17 protein-coding genes are annotated in these 19,057 nt (G+C 49.3%); 13 read left to right on the plus strand and 4 right to left on the minus strand.

The genetic code is table 11. The features are described 5' to 3' along the window. Nucleotides 1-121 precede the first annotated feature (121 nt). Genes VIS94_00200 through rodA form a run of 5 tightly spaced genes read left to right on the plus strand, consistent with a single transcriptional unit; the run spans nucleotide 122 to nucleotide 5,304 of the window. Nucleotides 122-1,159, plus strand: coding sequence for a rod shape-determining protein (locus tag VIS94_00200; GenBank protein HEY9159493.1), 1,038 nt, complete (start codon nucleotides 122-124; stop codon nucleotides 1,157-1,159). After that, on the plus strand, nucleotides 1,159-1,974 hold the full coding sequence (gene mreC / locus VIS94_00205; GenBank protein HEY9159494.1) for a rod shape-determining protein MreC: 816 nt from the start codon (nucleotides 1,159-1,161) through the stop codon (nucleotides 1,972-1,974). Before VIS94_00200 ends, mreC begins: the two co-directional genes overlap by 1 nt. Continuing rightward, the gene (locus VIS94_00210) at nucleotides 1,946-2,428 is read left to right on the plus strand and encodes a hypothetical protein (protein HEY9159495.1); all 483 of its coding nucleotides are present in this window, start codon (nucleotides 1,946-1,948) and stop codon (nucleotides 2,426-2,428) included. Before mreC ends, VIS94_00210 begins: the two co-directional genes overlap by 29 nt. After that, nucleotides 2,418-4,232, plus strand: a complete 1,815-nt coding sequence (gene mrdA / locus VIS94_00215) for a penicillin-binding protein 2 (GenBank protein ID HEY9159496.1) — start codon at nucleotides 2,418-2,420, stop codon at nucleotides 4,230-4,232. The genes VIS94_00210 and mrdA overlap by 11 nt, the downstream gene beginning before the upstream one ends. Further along, nucleotides 4,210-5,304 (plus strand): rod shape-determining protein RodA, encoded by a 1,095-nt coding sequence (gene rodA / locus VIS94_00220; protein ID HEY9159497.1) that lies wholly within the window; start codon nucleotides 4,210-4,212, stop codon nucleotides 5,302-5,304. Before mrdA ends, rodA begins: the two co-directional genes overlap by 23 nt. Nucleotides 5,305-5,313: 9 nt before the next feature. Here rodA and VIS94_00225 read toward each other — a convergent pair whose 3' ends face one another. From VIS94_00225 to VIS94_00240, 4 genes are read right to left on the minus strand one after another with little or no spacing between them, the layout of a single operon-like run. After that, nucleotides 5,314-8,385, minus strand: a complete 3,072-nt coding sequence (locus VIS94_00225) for an efflux RND transporter permease subunit (protein HEY9159498.1) — start codon at nucleotides 8,383-8,385, stop codon at nucleotides 5,314-5,316. Nucleotides 8,386-8,398: 13 nt separating this feature from the next. Further along, nucleotides 8,399-9,526, minus strand: coding sequence for an efflux RND transporter periplasmic adaptor subunit (locus VIS94_00230; GenBank protein HEY9159499.1), 1,128 nt, complete (start codon nucleotides 9,524-9,526; stop codon nucleotides 8,399-8,401). After that, nucleotides 9,523-11,055, minus strand: a complete 1,533-nt coding sequence (locus VIS94_00235) for an efflux transporter outer membrane subunit (protein ID HEY9159500.1) — start codon at nucleotides 11,053-11,055, stop codon at nucleotides 9,523-9,525. The genes VIS94_00230 and VIS94_00235 overlap by 4 nt, the downstream gene beginning before the upstream one ends. 15 nt (nucleotides 11,056-11,070) lie before the next feature. Next, nucleotides 11,071-11,697 carry a TetR/AcrR family transcriptional regulator gene (locus VIS94_00240; GenBank protein ID HEY9159501.1) on the minus strand — a complete coding sequence of 209 codons (627 nt, stop codon included), beginning with the start codon at nucleotides 11,695-11,697 and terminating at the stop codon, nucleotides 11,071-11,073. A 329-nt stretch (nucleotides 11,698-12,026) separates the two neighbouring features. Here VIS94_00240 and VIS94_00245 point away from each other — a divergent pair, with 329 nt between their 5' ends. Genes VIS94_00245 through VIS94_00280 form a run of 8 tightly spaced genes read left to right on the plus strand, consistent with a single transcriptional unit; the run spans nucleotide 12,027 to nucleotide 19,050 of the window. Then, nucleotides 12,027-12,725, plus strand: a complete 699-nt coding sequence (locus tag VIS94_00245; GenBank protein ID HEY9159502.1) for a TetR/AcrR family transcriptional regulator — start codon at nucleotides 12,027-12,029, stop codon at nucleotides 12,723-12,725. 46 nt (nucleotides 12,726-12,771) lie between these two features. Then, complete coding sequence (locus VIS94_00250; protein HEY9159503.1) at nucleotides 12,772-14,004, plus strand: acyl-CoA dehydrogenase family protein; 1,233 nt, start codon at nucleotides 12,772-12,774, stop codon at nucleotides 14,002-14,004. Nucleotides 14,005-14,006: 2 nt separating this feature from the next. Beyond that, nucleotides 14,007-15,281, plus strand: a complete 1,275-nt coding sequence (locus tag VIS94_00255) for an acyl-CoA dehydrogenase family protein (GenBank protein HEY9159504.1) — start codon at nucleotides 14,007-14,009, stop codon at nucleotides 15,279-15,281. 25 nt (nucleotides 15,282-15,306) lie between these two features. After that, nucleotides 15,307-15,714 carry a hypothetical protein gene (locus tag VIS94_00260; GenBank protein HEY9159505.1) on the plus strand — a complete coding sequence of 136 codons (408 nt, stop codon included), beginning with the start codon at nucleotides 15,307-15,309 and terminating at the stop codon, nucleotides 15,712-15,714. Continuing rightward, on the plus strand, nucleotides 15,711-16,328 hold the full coding sequence (locus VIS94_00265) for a hypothetical protein (GenBank protein HEY9159506.1): 618 nt from the start codon (nucleotides 15,711-15,713) through the stop codon (nucleotides 16,326-16,328). Before VIS94_00260 ends, VIS94_00265 begins: the two co-directional genes overlap by 4 nt. A gap of 38 nt (nucleotides 16,329-16,366) precedes the next feature. Continuing rightward, nucleotides 16,367-17,665, plus strand: a complete 1,299-nt coding sequence (locus VIS94_00270) for a hypothetical protein (protein HEY9159507.1) — start codon at nucleotides 16,367-16,369, stop codon at nucleotides 17,663-17,665. After that, nucleotides 17,662-18,795 (plus strand): 2-hydroxyacyl-CoA dehydratase family protein, encoded by a 1,134-nt coding sequence (locus VIS94_00275; GenBank protein ID HEY9159508.1) that lies wholly within the window; start codon nucleotides 17,662-17,664, stop codon nucleotides 18,793-18,795. Before VIS94_00270 ends, VIS94_00275 begins: the two co-directional genes overlap by 4 nt. A 12-nt stretch (nucleotides 18,796-18,807) precedes the next feature. Next, a complete protein-coding gene (locus VIS94_00280) occupies nucleotides 18,808-19,050 on the plus strand; it encodes a hypothetical protein (GenBank protein HEY9159509.1) in 243 nt (80 codons plus the stop codon). Nucleotides 19,051-19,057 lie beyond the last annotated feature (7 nt).

Below are 19,057 nucleotides of genomic sequence, written 5' to 3' on the forward strand. Positions count from 1 at the left end.
TTCTCACGGCTTGACAGCCGGAGCTTGAAGAAATCCTTGTCATTCCTCTTGTAAACGCCATGAGCTTTTGCTAAGAGGTTAAAACCTTTTATCGGGTATTTATTTTTTCAGGAGGCATTACATGCTAGTCCAGTGGTTTTTCGGGATGTTTTCAAACGACCTTGCCATTGACCTCGGAACGGCGAATACCCTGGTATTTGTCAAGGACAAAGGCATTGTTCTGAACGAACCGTCAGTCGTGGCAGTGAAGATGGAAGGCGGGGAAAATCGAGTTCTCGCAGTGGGCGTGGACGCAAAAAAAATGCTTGGAAGGACCCCGGAAAACATACAGGCGATAAGACCTTTGAAGGATGGTGTCATTGCAGATTTTGACGCTACGCAGGCCATGCTCCAGTACTTCATCAAGAAGGTTCACAACAACCGCAGGATGCTGGTTATGCCGCGCATAATCATATGCGTCCCTTCCGGTATAACCCAGGTCGAGAAAAGGGCAGTCAAGGAATCGGCGGAAGCGGCCGGTGCCAGAGAAGTGCATATAGTCTATGAACCAATGGCAGCCGCCATAGGAGCCGGCCTTCCGGTGTCGGAACCGACAAGCTCCATGATAGTCGATATCGGCGGAGGAACGACCGAGGTCGCCGTCATTTCGTTATCCGGAATTGTCTATGTAAACAGCGTCCGTGTTGCCGGAGACAAGATCGACCAGGCGATCATGCAGCATATAAAACGTGAATACAACCTCCTCATAGGCGAGCGCACTGCTGAAATAATAAAGATGATGATAGGCTCGGCCTATCCTGACGAAGACGAGCACACCATCGAAGTCAAGGGCCGCGACCTTGTCGACGGCATTCCCAAAATATTCACGATCAGCTCCGAAGAAATCAGAAAAGCCTGTACGGCTCCCGTAAGAACCATAATAGATGCGGTGAGAGTGGCGCTTGAACAGACGCCGCCCGAACTGGCCGCCGACATAGTAGACAGGGGCATAATGCTGACCGGCGGCGGCGCCCTTTTCAAGAACCTGGATAAGCTTATAAGGGAAGAGACCGGCCTTCCTGTAAGCGTTGCGGAAGACCCGCTTTCAACAGTTGCCAGGGGTGCTGGCAAACTCCTGGACGACCTTCACTTGTTAAGGAATGTGACCATCTCGAGTTGATGAAGGACCACGGGCGGATAGTAATCTATATTGCCACAGCCGTTATCGTAATTCTTCTCATATCGTCAGGACATGTAAGAAATACCCTGTACGGCCTTCCCGGAGTGAGGGAAGGTTTTTACTGGATTCAGGGTGCAGTCAAAGCCCCGTTTGTCTTTACATCCGGGATTTTCAATAATTATCTAAATCTTGTGGGTACGAAAAAGGAAAATGCGGCGCTTAAAAAAAAGATTGCCTTGATATCTGCTCAGGAAATGGTTTCACGTGATATCAGAAACGAGAATGACAGGCTGAGAAGGCTGCTTGACCTTAAGCAGGCATGGCCTTATGTGGAACTTAACGGGGCCGAGATTATAGCCCAGGACATATCACTCATGTACAAAACGGTTATCCTGGATAAAGGCTCAAAAAAAGGCTTTCATGTGGATATGCCGGTAATTGTTCCACAGGGACTGGTCGGCAGGGTAATTTCGGTTTCTGCCGACACGTCACAGGTTTTGCTCATAACCGATGTCAACAGCGCCGTACCGGCGATAGTTGAAAACAGCAGGATAAAAGGTATTATAAAAGGTCTTGGGAACGGCAAGCTTAGCTTCGATTATGTCAGAAGCGATGAAGAGATAAAGATCGGGGACAGGATAATTACATCGGGACTGCTGGAAATTTTCCCCAAAGGGCTGCTTATAGGCACCGTAAGGTCGATAAAGAGACTTGAATATAAAATGTTCGCAGAGATTATCGTCGAGCCCTTTGTAAGATTCGACACGACCGAGGAGGTATTCGGAGTTGGAAGGGTTCTGGAAAAAAAGCGCTAGCCTGACGCTCTTAGCAGTCATCTCGGTGATTTTCCAGATCATGGTATTCCCATGGATTTCATCAGATCTCAGGATAGACCTGCTGTTATGCCTTGTAATATCCCTGTGCATATTCTGCCGGTTCCACTACGGTCTGGTCTTCGTGCTTATCATGTCATATGTGCTGCAGGCATTCAGCGGCGCCAGGGCCGGATTTCTGCCGTTCTGTTACCTGGGTTCATTTATGCTGCTGGATATCATAAGAAACATCCTTTTTCTTGACAGCATAGCTGCACAGATGGTTCTTTCTTTTGTACTTTGCATATTTATCAACTTGAGCGCTGTTCTTTTTTCGGACATGCTGATCTCTGATGTCAGATGGATTCCAGTTATCACAGGTTCAATCCTGACGGCCTTCATCTGCCCATTTATCATAAAACTCAGCAGGCGTATTCTGGTGAACCATGAAAATTAGCTACTCAGGTTCATCTGTTGAAGAGGAGTTCAGGAAAAAATCGAGAATCCTGATTGTCGTTATCGGACTTCTCTTTGCAGCCATCCTTCTGGGACTGTTCAACATGCAGATACTTAAAAGAAGGCAATATGAGGAACAGGCGGCAAACAACAGGCTTCGATTTATGGAGATAAGGGCTCCGAGGGGCAGGATCATGGACAGAAACAGGGTAATCCTTGCCGACAACAGGCCGTCATACAGCATTGTCGTGATTCCCGAAGACATTACAGATATCAAAACAATTGCACCGAATCTTGCAAAACTTCTGGGCAGCGACCCTAAGGAAATCGAGGATAAGTTTACCAAGGCCCTCTCAAAACCATTCGAGGCAGCCTATATTGCCAGAGATATCCCTTTTGAAAAAATGGCCAGAGTGGAAATGGAGCTTGTCAACCTCCCCGGTATATCGATAGAGGCCGAGAGCGAGCGTGACTATGTATACAGCGATCTGCTTTCACATACTCTAGGTTACCTCGGAGAGATATCCGACAAAGAGCTGAAAGACCCGGATAAGGCGAATTACAGAAAAGGCGATCTTGTCGGCAGGTCTGGCGTTGAAGCAGCATGTGAGAAAGATTTAAGAGGAATCAAAGGACAGATAGCCTTCGAGGTTGACGCAAAGGGCAGAAAGTTGAGGATTGTAAGAGAACGCCCCCCTCAAAAGGGAAAGGACATCGTCCTCACAATAGATTCAAGACTTCAGGCCAAGGCCCGGGATGCACTCGGAGACAAGACCGGTGCCGTTGTCGTTATGGTCCCGTCAACCGGAGAAATTCTTGCGATGGCAAGTTCTCCAAGCTTCGACCCTGCAATATTTCTTACCCCGATGACCTCGGCCATGTGGAAGGAAGTGGTTGACAATCCGAAACACCCCCTTGAAAACAGGGCATTAAGGGGACAGTATGCACCGGGCTCGATATTCAAGGTTCTCATCTCCTTTGCAGGTCTGAAAGAAGGGGTGATAAAACCGGAGCAGACAGTTTTTTGCAGCGGAAAATTCAGTCTGGGAAACAGGGATTTCATGTGCTGGAAAAAGACAGGGCACGGCAATGTAAACTTTCTGAAAGGCCTGGGCGAATCATGTGACATATATTTTTATACCAAAGGCCTTGAACTCGGGATCGACAGGATCGCCCGGTATGCAATCGACATGGGATTCGGCAGAAAGACTGGGATAGAATTGAATGATACGACCGGAATTATCCCTTCAAGGGAATGGAAAATGAAACGGTTTCACAAGGGATGGCTCCACGGGGAGACCGTTAACGCCTCGATAGGTCAGGGTTATGTCATGGTCACGCCGATCCAGGTCGCAAAGGTCATGAGCGCCGTCGTAAACGGCGGCAGGGTTATGGTGCCGCACATACTTACCTCCACACCCCAGAAAGTCGAGATGCTTCTGAACCTTCCGGATTCACAGCTCAATATAATCAAAAACGCACTCAAGCATGTCGTGGAGGGTGACAGGGGCACAGCGAAGGTACTTCAGGACCCCATGTTTTCAATAGGAGGAAAAACGGGTTCGGCTCAGGTGGCAAAGGTAATCAGGTCAAAGAGAGGAGATGAATCGGACATACCATATAAGATGAGAGACCATGCATGGTTCTTCGGAGTCTCCCCTGTGAATACACCGGAAATTGTTGTCGTCGCCATAGTGGAGCACGGAGGGCACGGCGGAAGTGTCGCCGCTCCGATTGTAGGAGAGATAATAAAGGAATATTACTTCCTGAAGGGATACAAAAGTGGGCAGGGTCTCGGATCTTAAGGAAAATATAGACTGGGGGCTGCTTGCTATCCTGGCCGCACTGCTTATCTGCGGACTGGTTACACTGTTCAGCGCAACTCATCTCACACACGACACAACATTCATCAGGCAACTTATCTGGACCGGTGGCGGACTGACAGCCATGGTACTGATAATGCTGTTCATAGACTATCGCTGGCTTCTTAAACTTGCCTGGCCATTATACATAATCATCGTGATACTGCTTGTTGCAGTGTTCGGTGCGGGCAAAGAGGTTATGGGAGCCAGACGATGGATACCTCTGGGCTTCTTCAACATGCAGCCTTCGGAACTTGCAAAGATCATGGTTATAATATGGGTCAGCTACTGGGGATCAAAAAAAGACAGCACTGTCGATTATGATTTCAGAGACCTCATCCCCCCCCTTCTTGTTCTCATTTTGCCCATCATGCTCATACTCCTTGAACCTGATCTAGGGACCGCCTGCCTCACCGGTCTCATCTGTGCAGGCATGTTTCTGATGCTTGGCATAAGAAAATCCACACTTATCAAAACAGGTGCCGTATTGATCTGCATAATGCCCCTTTCATGGTTTCTACTGAAGGAGTATCAGCGGCAGAGAATCCTCACCTTTCTCGACCCTGAACTGGACCCTCTAGGCAAAGGCTATCATGCGATACAATCCAAGATCGCTGTCGGTTCGGGCGGGTTATACGGCAAAGGTTTTCTTCACGGAACACAGACACAGCTTAAATTCCTGCCCGAGCATCACACCGATTTCATTTTCTCCGTAATCGCAGAAGAATGGGGTTTTGCAGGCTGCACCCTCATCATTGTCCTTTATTTCCTTCTTGCCGCTCAGATAATAACAACCGGCCTCAAGACAAAAGACCGGTTCGGCGCTTTGCTCTGTTTCGGAATAGCGCTTTTTATAAGCCTTCATGCCTTCATAAACATCGCCATGACCATGGGCATGTTCCCTGTCGTAGGAGTTCCCCTTCCCTTCATAAGCTATGGCGGTTCATTCATGTTCATCAACCTGTGCTGCATCGGCATCGTTCTGAGCGTCTCATGGAGAAAATCGATGTTCTGAACCTTTCATTCAGGCTGCGGTAACATCCCCCCTGTTTTTAACCTGTCTGGCATGATCGGTCGCAAGCACAAGATACATGGACGGCACCACGAAAAGGGTGAACAGTGTCCCAACTGAAAGCCCCGTCGCAATAACAAGCCCCATGTTATACCGGCTTTCAGCACCCGCTCCATCCGCAAGCAGCAGTGGTATGACTCCCAGCACCATGGCCGCCGTTGTCATGAGGATAGGCCTCAAGCGAATTCCGGCAGCCATTTCTATGGCTTCTCGCTTCGAATGGCCCTGCTTTTGAAGGTTGTTGGCAAATTCGACAATTAATATGCCGTGTTTGCTGATCAGGCCTATCAGAGTGACAAGTCCGACTTCGGTATAGATGTTGAGGCTTGCACCGCCCACTCCGAGGTTGATGAAAATCATGGCCCCGCATATGGACATGGGCACGGTGATGAGTATGATGACGGGATCTCTGAAACTCTCGAACTGTGCGGAAAGCGCAAGGAAAATGATTATGAGCGCAAAAAAGAACGTGACTGCCAGCGCGCTGGATTCCTGAACGAACTGCCTGCAGGGACCGGAATAGTCAACGGCATAGGACTGAGGCAGAAGTTTGTCTGATAGGCCCTTGAGATATTTAAGTGCTTCGCCCTGTGTCACGCCTGGAAGAGTAACTCCTGAAATTGTAGCGGCATTCTGCTGCTGGAAGTGATTTAGCGCCTCGGGAACGGTATTTGTCTCAAGGCTGACAACTGTCGAGAGAGGGACGCTTCCGCCTTTGCCGGTTTCTATATAGTAGTTGTTCAGCTGGTCCGAGTTGAGGCGGTATCTCTGCTGGATTTGCGGTATGACCTTGTATGAACGGCCTTCCATGGAAAAATAGTTTACATATCCGCCGCCAAGCAATGCCGAAAGCGCATATCCGATATCCTTCATGGAGAGCCCCAGCTGGGAGGCCATATCCCTGTCGATGATAACACTGGTCTGGGGAAGGTCGTATTTAAGGTCATTATCGAGGAACATGAACATTCCGCTTGCCTGGGCCTCTTTCATGAAATTGTTTGAAATTTCTTCGAGACGTTCAAACGGATCGGTTGTCTTTATCACGAACTGTATCGGCATTCCCCTGCTGCCTGGGAGTGCGGGGGGAATAAATGCAACCGCCTTCACTCCCGCTATCTTATCAAGTTCATTCTGAATTACGGGTAGAAGCTGCATTGATGTCTTATTTCTTTCATCCCAGGGTTTGAGCACCATGCCCGTAAAAGACATTCCGGGCATATCCGCCTGAAACAACCTGTCAAATTCATCATGTTTCTGAAGGTCCTTGAATATCGCCTCAGCATAAAGAGTTCTCTGGTTTATAGTGGCGTCCGGTGAAGGTGTTGAAATAGCCATGAAGAAGCCCTGGTCTTCCGTGGGTGCAAGTTCCGACTTTGATGTCATGACAAGGAAATACAGGCTCCCGATAATGATAACTGCGAACACAAGAACGACCGGTATGTAATTTAGTGATGAGTTCAGAAGGTGTTCATACTTTTTTCTGAGCGACTCGAACTTCGAATCCAGATAACGGACAAACCTGTCCTGAATGCCGTTTCTAGTGGCGTCGTGGGGCTTGAGCATCCTTGAACACATCATGGGAGACAGCGTAAGAGCGATAATGCCGGATATGGTGACCGCACCTACAAGCGTGAATGCGAATTCCGTGAAAAGCGCTCCTGTAAGGCCGCCCATGAAACCAACCGGTATGTAAACCGCAATGAGAACGACCGTCATGACGATGATGGGGTTTGCAAGTTCCCGAGCAGCCTGTATCGCTGCATCGAAGGGTTTCATGCCCTGTTCCAGGTGTCTGTCGACATTTTCGACAATGATGATTGCATCGTCCACAACAAGACCGATTCCCAGGACAAGTGCGAGGAGGGTCAGTAGATTTATCGAGAATCCGAGGATAAGCATCAGGGTGAAAGCGCCAATAAGTGAAAGAGGAATCGTGACAGTCGGTATCAGGACCGTCCTGAACGATCCCAGGAACAGGAACACGACAATGGTCACAATGATCAGGGCCTCGATCAGTGACTTGATAACCTCGTTTATGGAACTGTTAATGTATACAGTAGCATCATATGCAATCTGAGCCTTAAGCCCTTCGGGAAGCTGGGTCTGTATATCGGGAAAGACCTTTTTGACCCTTCCGATGACCTGGAGAAGATTGGCCGTAGGAGCAATCTTTATTCCCAGGAAAACACCCTTCTCTCCGTTCAGGGTCACGGCCGATTCATAATCCTCTGCTCCAAGGGTAACCTTGCCGACATCCGAAAGCCTGACCACCGCCCCGTTCTGCTCCTTGACGATCATGTTCCTGAATTCTTCAAGAGATTTGAGATTAGTCGTGGCCGTAAGATCAACCTGGACCATTAGACCCTTGGTCTGTCCTATGGCTGAAAGATAGTCATTGGCGCCAAGGACATTCCACACATCGGTGGGGGTGAGAGAGTATGCTGCGAGCTTCTCGGGATCAAGCCAGATTCTCATCGCAAAAGATTTGCCTCCCATGATCTCGACTGTTTGAACGCCTTCGACAGCCTGCAGCTGAGGCTGAACGACCCTTATCAGATAGTCGGTTATCTTGTTGAGCGGCATGGTCTTGCTGGAAAAGGTGATTATCATGGAATCGATCGTTTCACCGACGGCGATCTCGATTACAGGGCGCTGTGCGTCCTGTGGAAGCTGGTTCATGACCGCATTGACCTTGGTATTGATCTCGGTAAGGACTTTTCCCGAATCGGAATTGAGCCTTAAATTCGCAGTTATTACGCTTGTGCTCTGTCTGCTTTCTGATGTCATGTAGTCTATACCGTTCGCCTGGGCAATGGAGTTTTCAAGCGGTGTGGTGATGAAACCGGCCACAAGTTCGGGATCAGCCCCGGTGTAAACAGTCGTTACCGTCACCACAGCATTTTCGGTTCTGGGAAACTGCAGTACGGGCAGCATGTTTATTGAGCGCAGACCGAGTACAAGAATAAAAAGACTTATGACTATAGCCAGAACAGGGCGGCGTATGAATATGTCTGTAAATTTCATCAGAGTCTGCCCGTTATTCGTCAACCGGCTCCGGAGATGCCTGGTTCGAAATCGTTACGGCGTTGTTGATCTCCACCGGAGTGTTGTTTTTCAGCTTGTTCTGCCCAGATGTAACCACCGTATCTCCTTTTTTTACACCATCAAGTATCGCCACCTGATCGCCTCTCTTATCGCCTGCATCTATAAAGCTTTGTTTTACCATCAGCTGCGGGTTGCCATTAGCATCCTTGCCCTGAATGACTATATAAACATAATCTCCATAGGGGTTATATGTTATCGCGGTCTGTGGAATCGTGATCAGATTCTGTTTCGTTCCGATCTCCACGCTTGCAGTAGCGAACATTCCGGGCAGAAGCTTCTTCTCCGGATTTCTGATTCTCGCCCTTACCGGAACATTCCTTGTACTTTCATCCACCTTCGGGTTTATTGATGAGACCTCACCTGCAAATGTTTCTTCAGGGAATGCGTCCACCTTCACGCTTATTTTCTGTCCGACCTTGAGTTTGCTTATGCTTTTCTGAGGAAGAAAAAAGTCTATGAATATAGGGTCAAGGGCCTGGAGCGTTACAACCTTCTGCCCGGGACTTATATATTGACCAAGATTGATTGCCCTGATGCCAAGCCTGCCGTCGAAAGGTGCCCTCAGAAATTTCTTTTCAACCATGGCCTTCTGCTCTGCGACCTGAGACTGCGCGCTTTTCAGGCTGGCCGTATCCGCATCGATAGTAGCCTGACTCACGGCCTGGACCTTGAACTGCTCCCTGTCCCGTGTAAGTGTCTTTCTTGCAAGGTCTTCCATGGCCTTTAAAGATTCAAGTCTTGCAATATCCGCATCCGCATTCAATTCGACAAGCAGTTCTCCTTTTTTCACGTCCCGTCCCGATTTGAAATATATCTCTTTTACAATGCCGTTAACTTCAGGGGCGATATCGGCCCCGAGCACTGCAGTAAGCGTTCCGACTGCAATGAAATGGGGCTGCCATTCCATGAAATCCGCCTTATAGGTTGACACGGTCTGCTTCTGCTGCCCCTGGCCGGCCATGTATTTTTTGATCATTCTGGACTTGAATGCCTGATAGCCGAATATCCCGCCGAAAAGGACGGCAAGACATATTATCATAATGATCATGCGTTTTTTCATTTCTGTTTCTCCTTGTATTTAACTTCTTCCTTTGCCTTTGAATTGTCATGATTATTTACTCCGGTGCTGTCAGGCCCGGAGTTTTCGCGATTCCACCAGCCGCCTCCAAGAGACTGGAAAAGCGCGGCTGTATCAGCATACCTTCTGGCCTGCGCTTCGATCATGCTCATCTGTGCCTTGTTGTACCCGATTTGAGATATAAGAAGGCTTATGTAGTTCACGGCACCGAGCTCGAACTGCTTTATTGTCAGGTCAAGGTTCTGTCTGGCTGCAAGTTCGGATTCCTGGTAATTTTTAAGCACCCTTGCATCCGTTTCCAGAGCCCTCAATGTATCCGCCACGTTTGAAAAAGCATTCAACACTGTCTGTTTGTAAAGTGATGACGCCTGATCATAGGCTGCAATCGCGCTTCTTCTTTGGGCAGTAAGCTGTCCTGCATGAAAGAGTGGCTGAAGCAGGTTTGCGCCCAGATTCCAGACCGTGCTCTGTCCTGCGAACAGAAGATCTGTCCCTATTGCCTGAGTGCCGTATCCCGCCCCGATTGTAATCTGCGGATAGAGGTTGGCGGTAGCAACACCCACACCTGCGCATGCCTGATGGAGCAATGCTTCGGAAGCCTGGATGTCAGGCCGCTGCCTTACGAGAGATGAAGGGATCGAAACGGGCAGATCCACGGGCAACGTCAGCGACTCCAGAGTGAATGACGGGAGCTTGTTGTCTGTCGGAAACTGTCCGGTCAACACCGACAGGGCATGTCTTGTTACGCTGAGTTCCTTCTCAAGCTCCGGGAGGCTAGCCTTTGTTGCCGACAGTTCGCTCTGCTGCAACAAAACGGAAGCCTTTAGTCCTGCGCCTAAAATAAACTGGCTGTTTACCACATCAAGCTGCTTCTGTTCTGCGGCAATCATCTCTTTTGTAGATTCTATCTGAGCCCTCAGCATGGCCTCGCGAATGGCTGTGGTTACTATGTTCGAGGTAAGCGTGAGATAGGCTGCCTCATACTGATAACGCTGATAGTCGACTTTTGCCTGATAGGCTTCTATCTGCCGGCGGTTTGCGCCGAACAGGTCCAGCGTATATGTAACACCGACAGATGCATTGTAGAGCGTATACAGGCTTGCCTGTCCCATCCCGGTATTTCCCGAAGTCTGCTGGCGGTTTATGCCGAGCGTTCCGTCTATACCCGGATACAGGAGCCCCCCCTTTATCGCTTTCAGGTCCTCCTGTGCACCTTTCAATGCATATTCGGCTGCAGCCAGTGTGGGGTTGTCCCTGACGGCCCTTTCGATAAGGCCGTTCAGCTCATCCGAGTGAAACAGTGTCCACCACTGTGCGGGCAGGTCCTGAGCAAACCTGAAATTCTGAACCTGTCCCCCGGTTACCGGGGCACTCTCGGTTTTCTCAGGCACTTTCAAATCGGAATAAGCCGGCGGCAGTTCTGTGCCGGGTGATTTGAAATCCGGTCCCACTGCACAGCCTGAAGCAGAAACAAGAAGAAGAAACATCAAACAACCCAGAATTTTTTTCATTATTTCATTCTCGCTTTATTCTTTATGTGAATTTTCATCTTTTGGTTCAAGTCCTCTCATAAGTGTTTGTATTACCCCTTTCAGTTCCATCTCAGCCTCATGCCTGTCAGGGTCGAGCCCGAGAAACCAGTCATTCATGCCGGAACGCAAGCTGTATGCAACCAATATCCTGGCGGCCATATCAGGGTTGATATCCCTGTTAACACGGCCCAGACGCTGTTCAGCCGATAGATATATGGCAATGCCCTCAATTTCTTTTTTCGGTCCTATATCCTTGAGTTTTATTATTTCACGCATGCGTTCACGAATGCCATTGTCTGCAAAGGCCGAACTCGCCAGGGGCGCAATGCTGTACTGGACTTTGTATGTAATAATCATCATGTTTTCGAGATTTTCGGCAACCGTATTCAACCCGATACTTGCCGGCAGCTTTTCGACGGCATCCCGAATATCATTAATATGCTGCTCGATAACCTCATGAATAAGTTCCGCCTTGTCTTTGAAATAATGGTAAATCAGTCCTTCTGCAACACCGGCCTCACGCGCTATCATGCGCGTTGTAAGCCTGGCCACTCCGTTTGATTCAAGGAGTTGCTCGGTAACATTAATAAGTTTCTGTTTGGTTGTAATCAATTTCTCCATACAACAGCCCTAAATATATTATTGAGCGATTGCTCAATATAATTAATCAATCGCTCAATCGAAGTCAACAATTTATTTTATTTTCAAAGTCTTTCGGCAGATAGCCTAAATAAATTAAATATTTAAAATTTATTTTTATCATAAAAAAATGGATATTATTCAAATCAATACTATTCAGACTTATTTTCGTTCTTGACATACAGTATGCCAGACATAATAATATACAATAATGAAGTTTCATTATTTTATATTGCAGTCTTTCATGAGCCGCATCTGAGACAGAGTCATTATCTTCAAAATAATTGAATTTCAGCGTTAAAGGAGATTCCGTGCCCAAGATCTCGGATGCAAGAAGGCAGGAGACACTCGATAAGATCGAACGGTCGGCATCTGAGCTTTTCAGCAAACAGGGATTTCACAACACCCAGGTCATGGACATAGTAAAGGCCGTGGGCATTTCGGCGGGCACCTTCTATTTATACTTCAAGGACAAGCGCGATCTTTTCAAAAAGATAACCGGCGGCAGTTTCAGAAATTTGCGAGACTATCTTATAGACCTCAGGCGTCCTGTAAACATATGGGAACGCTCCGAACGGGAACTGAAACTCAAGGAAACATATACGGCTCTATTCGATTACGTGGATTCCAATCCTGAACTCATTCTCATGCTTCTCAGGGGAAGCTATGGTGTAGATGAAGATTTTGACGCCAGTTCATGGTTTTCCTTCAACAGCTGGGCGCATGACCTTGCCGAGGATGTGCAGAACTGGCTTGACCTGGGCATCATATCGGGAATCGATCCCATGATATTCGGTCATGCGGTAGTCGGTATGGCCATGCAGGTCATACACAGCTATATCGTGGAAAAACAGTTTACGCGGGAAAAGGCCATAGATGCAATAATCCGCATGAACATGTCCATGTTCGACACCTACATGACCAGTGCGGGCAGAGACCTTCTCCGAAAGTCCGGTCCGCATGCCGCGGTAGTTGATACCGAAAAGAGTTCCCCTTCCAGCGTGAAATGAAGACGAAAATATAAAAATGGTATTTTAAAAATATCAGGGAGGTTGCATGAAAAAAAATCTTGACGGGCTCTTTCTCTTCCCTCAGCAATGGGTGGACGTCGAGGCCAGGCGTTTTGCCGCTACCGCCCGGCAATGGGCGGACAAAGAGATTATTTCCAGGCGGCTCGATTATCAGAAGGACTATGATACCCTTTTCACACTCATGCGCAAAAAACTCATGGACGATATAGGCTTTGAACGCCTGGTGCTTCCTGAGGAAAACGGGGGATACGGCTGGAACAGCCCTGCAAGCGCTCCCGGCATTCTTACTGTATTCACCGAGATAGGCCGTGCTGATGCGGCAATCGGATTCACCGCCGCAGTTAAATATGCGATATTCGCCGTAATATCCATGAAACCCAATATCGACAAGGACCTGTGCGACAAACTGGCACCGCTCTACTGCGGGGATACACTCAAGAACATTGCCCTCATACTTCCATCGGCCGGATCAGCAGGAACGGATACACCTCTTTTTCACGGCCGGTCAATCGGGGCTTCACTGAGACCTTCGGGAGACGGATTCATTCTTAACGGTTCAGCACTCCGTCCTGTCGGGCCAGGCTATGATGCCGATCTCTTCGGGATTGTGGCAGCGGATACAGGCGGCAAAACATGCCTGGCATTCATTCCTGCCGATTTGAAGGGTGTAATAAAAGATCATCCGATAAAGACCACCGGTCTCAACGGATTTAAAAATACCGACGTAACCTTCAAAGATGTCAGGATACCCGGGAGCTTGGTTGTCATGCGTAATAGCGCAATAAACGAACTTTACTGTTGGCTTAACCTCCTCCTTGGGGGCACAAGCCTGGGGGCTACTATGAACTTCTTTGAAATCCTCTCGGACTGGTCCGAAAACAGGACGATAAAGGGAAGTTCGATCATGAAGGATAATCCGTTGTGCGCGTCAGTCCTTGCGGCCGTCGCGGATGAAATAGCCTGTGTCCGTCTCAATGCATACAGCCTGGCCCATATCATGGCCAGCTCGGAAGACATCGGCGGACCTGATGTATATACCTTTGCACAAATGCTTGGCTCACGCATACAGCAGTCCTGCATGAACGCTATAAACAGGGGTATGGAACTCATGGGTTCCGCCGGGTATTCCAAAGAATGGCATGTTGAAAAACACTGGCGTGACATAAAGACCATCCAGTCATATCTGTGCGGCACCGGATCGGATGTGCCGGTCAAGATGGATATCGCCCGTTTCTTCTTTGACTTGAAGGAGGTCTGATTATGCGGCACTTTGATGAATTTTCGGTTTCACTGGAACATGTATCGCCGATGGAGAAGCACCTTCGCCGTATCGTGCGAAACTGGGCTGAAAAAGAGGTCATGCCCAACCGCCGCAGATATGACGAAGACTGGAAGGAACATACTATCATCGAACCTGCATTCGACAAGCTCATGGCGGGTCTGGGCATGCAGAAGGCGCTGTTTCCCGAAGAGCTTGGCGGCTGGGGGATAGGACACTCGGATTATGTCTTCCGCATCTGTTATGCATTGAGCGAAGAGATCGGGCGTGCCGACACTGCCATTGCAGTAGCCTTCCTTGTGACCCTCTGGCCCCTTACAACCATTCTTGTCGAGCCTCATGTCAACATGCGTCTGGCCCGTGAACTTGCACCCATATTCTGCAATGCGAAAAAGGCCGTCTTCTCCGCTCTCACAATGACCGAACCGCAGGGTGGCGCAGACATAGAAAACATGGGCCTGCTTGGCGGCAGGACGCTTCGCACCACCGCACGTCTTGAAGGCGACGAATGGGTGATAAACGGCCACAAGCTCTGGCCCACAAACTCCGGGGGCGTCTCAAAGCTCTTCGGGGTTCCATGCACTACAAAACCCGGCTCCAGCGACAAAAACGACTTTGCGATCATATTCGTACCGACCGACCTCCCCGGAGTGAGCGAGGGAAACCCCTATGAAAAGGCCGGCATGGCTGCGGACAAGAACAGCGACATCTGGTTCGACAATGTCCGCGTCCCGTCATGGTACCGTGCACACGGCCCGGGCCTTGACGCCCAGACCTTTGCCGAAATCATCCCCTGGGGACAGATAGCCAGCATCGGATTCATGACCGGGGCCATGCTCAACCTGTACGAAAGGCTCTATGAATTTGTCTCGACCCGCACTTACAATAACCGCCCCCTGAAAGAGAATGACGCCATCGCCGGGGTCATAGGCCGCATTGCCGGCGACATAGATATATGCCGCATCCTGGGGTATGAAACCGCCTGCATCGGAGACCGCAGAAACAAGGCCTATGGCAGGCCGATACACGACGAGGAGGTAATTGCAAAAGTACGCAACATAAAGGACTTCGTCTCTGACAGGACGGTCGAAAACTTCGGCCGCGCAATGGATGTGCTGGGCGTCTACGGTGCCGATAGGGACTGGGATATTGAGAAGCACTGGCGCGATGTCAAGATCATCCAGCTCTGGATGGGCGGCAAACAACTCTGCCAGATGGAAGCGGCCCGCTATTATTTCAACTGCGAAACCCTGTGATTAAATGCGGCATGTGGAGGTAATCATGTCAGAAGAAAAAAGCCGGTTTGCGGCAGGCAGTATATTATCAGAGTTATTGAAGAAGCCTGGATTCAAGGATGATGTAAGGGATGCGCTCAAAAGCATCGACCCGGATGCAGGGCGCGAACTGGTGAGAACCTTTTTATGGCAGGATCTGGAATTCAGCCTGGGTCTGATGGGAGGCCTGCCGGCCATAGCCAATACCTTTATCCGGGCTATTGATGAACTCCTTATCGAGATAAATGAAAAATATCCCATGGAACTCCTTAAAGGCTTTGCAGATTCGCTCATTAAAGATACCGACACCGAATCCCTCGGGCGGGCACTCAGGAATGCCCGCCCCTATATTGACGCCCTGGGGCCCATTTTTAAAAAGGCCTGGCAGGACGCACGAGATGGAGAGAGAACATGAGCGGAATAATCAAAGAACTTATCAAGAGTCCGTTTATCAAGGGCATGATCAGGAGAAGGCTTAAGGAAATCACGCCAGAAGAGGCCCGCTCCCTTGTCAGAACGATCCTATGGCAGGACATCGAGGTCGTTTTCGGTGTAATGGGCGCCCTGCCCTCCTGTATCAATGCCGCAGCAGCAGCCATGGGCACACTTGCTCATGAGCTTAAGGCAAAGGTCTCGCCTGAAATGTCAAAAGGATTTGCCATGAGCATCATTCAAGACATCGATACAGCCATCATCAAAGACAGCACACATGCATTGGCAGAACTTTCGGGCAGCATAATAGAAGCATCGCCCGAACTCAAAAATTTCATAATCGATAAGTTGCCGGGGATAATCGCCACAGGCATAAATTCAACTGCATCCGGAATAAACAAGCTCTGCAAAGAAGACCCGGCATTGATTGGCAGCTTTGTCAATTCATTGGCCGGCAGTCTTGACAAGCAGGCTCTGAACGAGGCCACTCTCAATATCACTGAAGCCTTCCTCGACACGGGGCCCGGTCTTGCCGGCTGGACACTGAAGCTCATCAAGCGCCGTGCTTCAAAGCGTTTCAAGCGTACGGGCAAGTAAATTTATTGAAGAATAAAATTAAAGGGGGTCTTCCTGCAATGAACAGAAGCAATTATCAAGACCAGATCAATGAGATTACAGGCCGCATCGGCGCCGGAATTCTGCATGCGGGATGCACGGCTCGCATTTTCGCCGCTGTGGCCGGAAATATCATCAATAGCTGGTCAGGTGCGAGTGCAATAAAAAAGAAGGTGACATCACCTCTTACATACCTGATCGCAAAGATCCAGAAAAACAATAAGCATGTAATATCCGCTCATAAAGCATCCATACCGGCGGATGCCGCCAGACTCATCACCCTCTTTGCAATAATGTTCAACAATACTCATCCGAAAGGTCAGACCGTTGAAAATTCCAATGATGGCGCAGCTATAAAGGCCTTTATCGAAAACCTAGACTTCGGAGAGATCATGGAGATGGCCGAGAAATCTGACCCGTGCATCCTTAAAGCCATTCGGTCCTTCAATGATGAGATATGGAAATATCCCGCCAAGGTCGGATCTCTTATAGCGACTGTTATTGCGTTAATGAACACTACGTTAAAGGCTTTCCGTGAACTGCTCCTTCCTATCGAGCAAACCATCGGACCGGACCTTCTGGCAGACATGCTGCTTTCGGTTATCCGGGGGCTTGACGGTTCACAGACTGCAAAACTCGTAAATACCGCAGGAGAGGTCATCAGAAGGCTGCATACAGGGAGCCTTCTCCTGGGCAAAGGCGGCAAGCCCCTGTTGCAGCACTATCTGACAGACCTTCTTAAAAACTGCTTTTCCGGACTCGACCATGAACTCATGAAAAAGCTGCACATAATCTTCTCGGAAGACCTCCTGAGCATTGCAAATGCAGTATCCGATGCAAAGAATGACAATCCCGGGATCATTCTGTCATCTCTGGCTTCAATGGGGTCGGTGCAGAATTCCCGTGTCAGGGCCAAATCCCGCAGATTGCGCATTTATGAGGATATAGATCAAAGAGATTTCAATACCGCCATCTCTGAGAGCATATCCGATCTCGACTCATACGAAATCGCAGAACTCGTAAACGGCCTGTGCAGGGTCTTCAACAGAGTCCATTCTGTAAAGCCTGATATCGTCAATTCTCTTGCCTGCGGAATTGTGGATTCAATAGACCCCGGAGAAACAGAGAAAACTCTCAAGTGGCTCATTCCCGGTCTGGTACAGGCCGTCAAACCGCTTGCTCCTGCAATCATGCCGGAGATTATCCGCGGACTGAGTGAGCTTATCAGACCTGATGGCGGATATCAGAGTTCAGAACAGACCGGGGCGATCAGAGAACTCAGGGAGGCGATTGCCCTTGCCGCCGGAGGTGATGAATGATCGACAAACTTAAATCAGCCGCGACATCCCTCGAGAATGAATTTCTCGTCAAATGGAAAAATAAAGGCAGGTCGGTCATGGGCTACACATGCACCTTCATACCTGAAGAGATAATGCACGCGGCAGGCCTGCTTCCGTACCGGATCAGGGGCATAGGAACCACGTCGCTTTCTATCGGCGACTCATATTTCGGACCTGTCAACTGCAGCTTTCCCAAGTGCATGCTGCAGCTCGCCGGCATAAATGCCTACAAATTCCTTGACGGCGCCATAATCTCCAACGGCTGCGACTCCATGCGCAGGCTCGAAGAATGCTGGAGAAAGGCCGGCGATGACTATCCCGGCATACTTCCCGGATATTATGAGTTCTTCTCGGTGCCGCACAAGGCAGTTGACTACAGCATCGACTTCTTCACTGAAGAGCTTCAGGACATGATTGCAACTATCGAGAATCATTTCGGGAAAAAAATCGAAGAGTCTGACCTCAGGAAATCGATCAGACTCTATAACACCGGAAGAAAGCTCCTAAAAAATCTCGATGAGCTGAGATACGGCTGCAATACGCCAATCACCGGAGAAGATGCGCTCTCGATACTTATTGCCGGCCATGCAATCCCCAGAGAGGACTTCAACCGCATCCTGAAAAGAATACTGGCTGCGCTAGAAAAGGCGCCTCATCTCACGGAAGGGAAAAAACGCATCATGCTCATCGGAAGCGCAAGCGACGATCTGGACTTCATCAGGGTAATCGAAGAGGCGGGCGCGGTGGTGGTGGCGGATACCGTATGCTTCGGCTCGAGACTTCATGCAAGCCTTGTTGACGAAACAGACGAGCCTGTTCACGCCCTTGCCTCCCATTATCTCAGCAACAGCATATGCCCGCGAATGCTGGGCAATTATAAAGACAGGAGATCCTACATCAGGGACATCGTAAAAAAGGCTGATGTCGACGGTCTCATTCTTCAGAATATAAGGTTCTGCGACCTGCACGGTTCGGAAAACGGCGTCCTTGAAAGGGACTTCGAGGCCGAAGGCATACCCTGCATGAGGCTAGAAAGGGAATACGGTCCGCTGGTCGAAACCGGCCGGATAAGAATGCGCGTGGATGCGTTCATGGAAAGAATTTCTTAAGGAGGACCAGGAATGTGTCAGAACGACAGGGAAGAAATTGCAATGGAAGTCCTTTGCGGCATCGCCATGGATGACGCCAGGATGGTTGCGGAACGCCAGCGTGCGATCGATGCGCTCACTCTGTTTCAGGCGGATGCGCTTAAGTCTCTCGAATATATCGCACGCCGTACCGACTTGGATATCCTGAGAGAGCGCGCAAGGCTCTACATCGATAGAATAAAATCAGGGGCCGTCCTCAGCATGACCTCGGTTTGAAAGGTAT

It is taken from the genome of Desulfomonilia bacterium (genome assembly GCA_036567785.1).
In the GTDB taxonomy this organism is placed as follows: Bacteria; Desulfobacterota; Desulfomonilia; order UBA1062; family UBA1062; genus DATCTV01.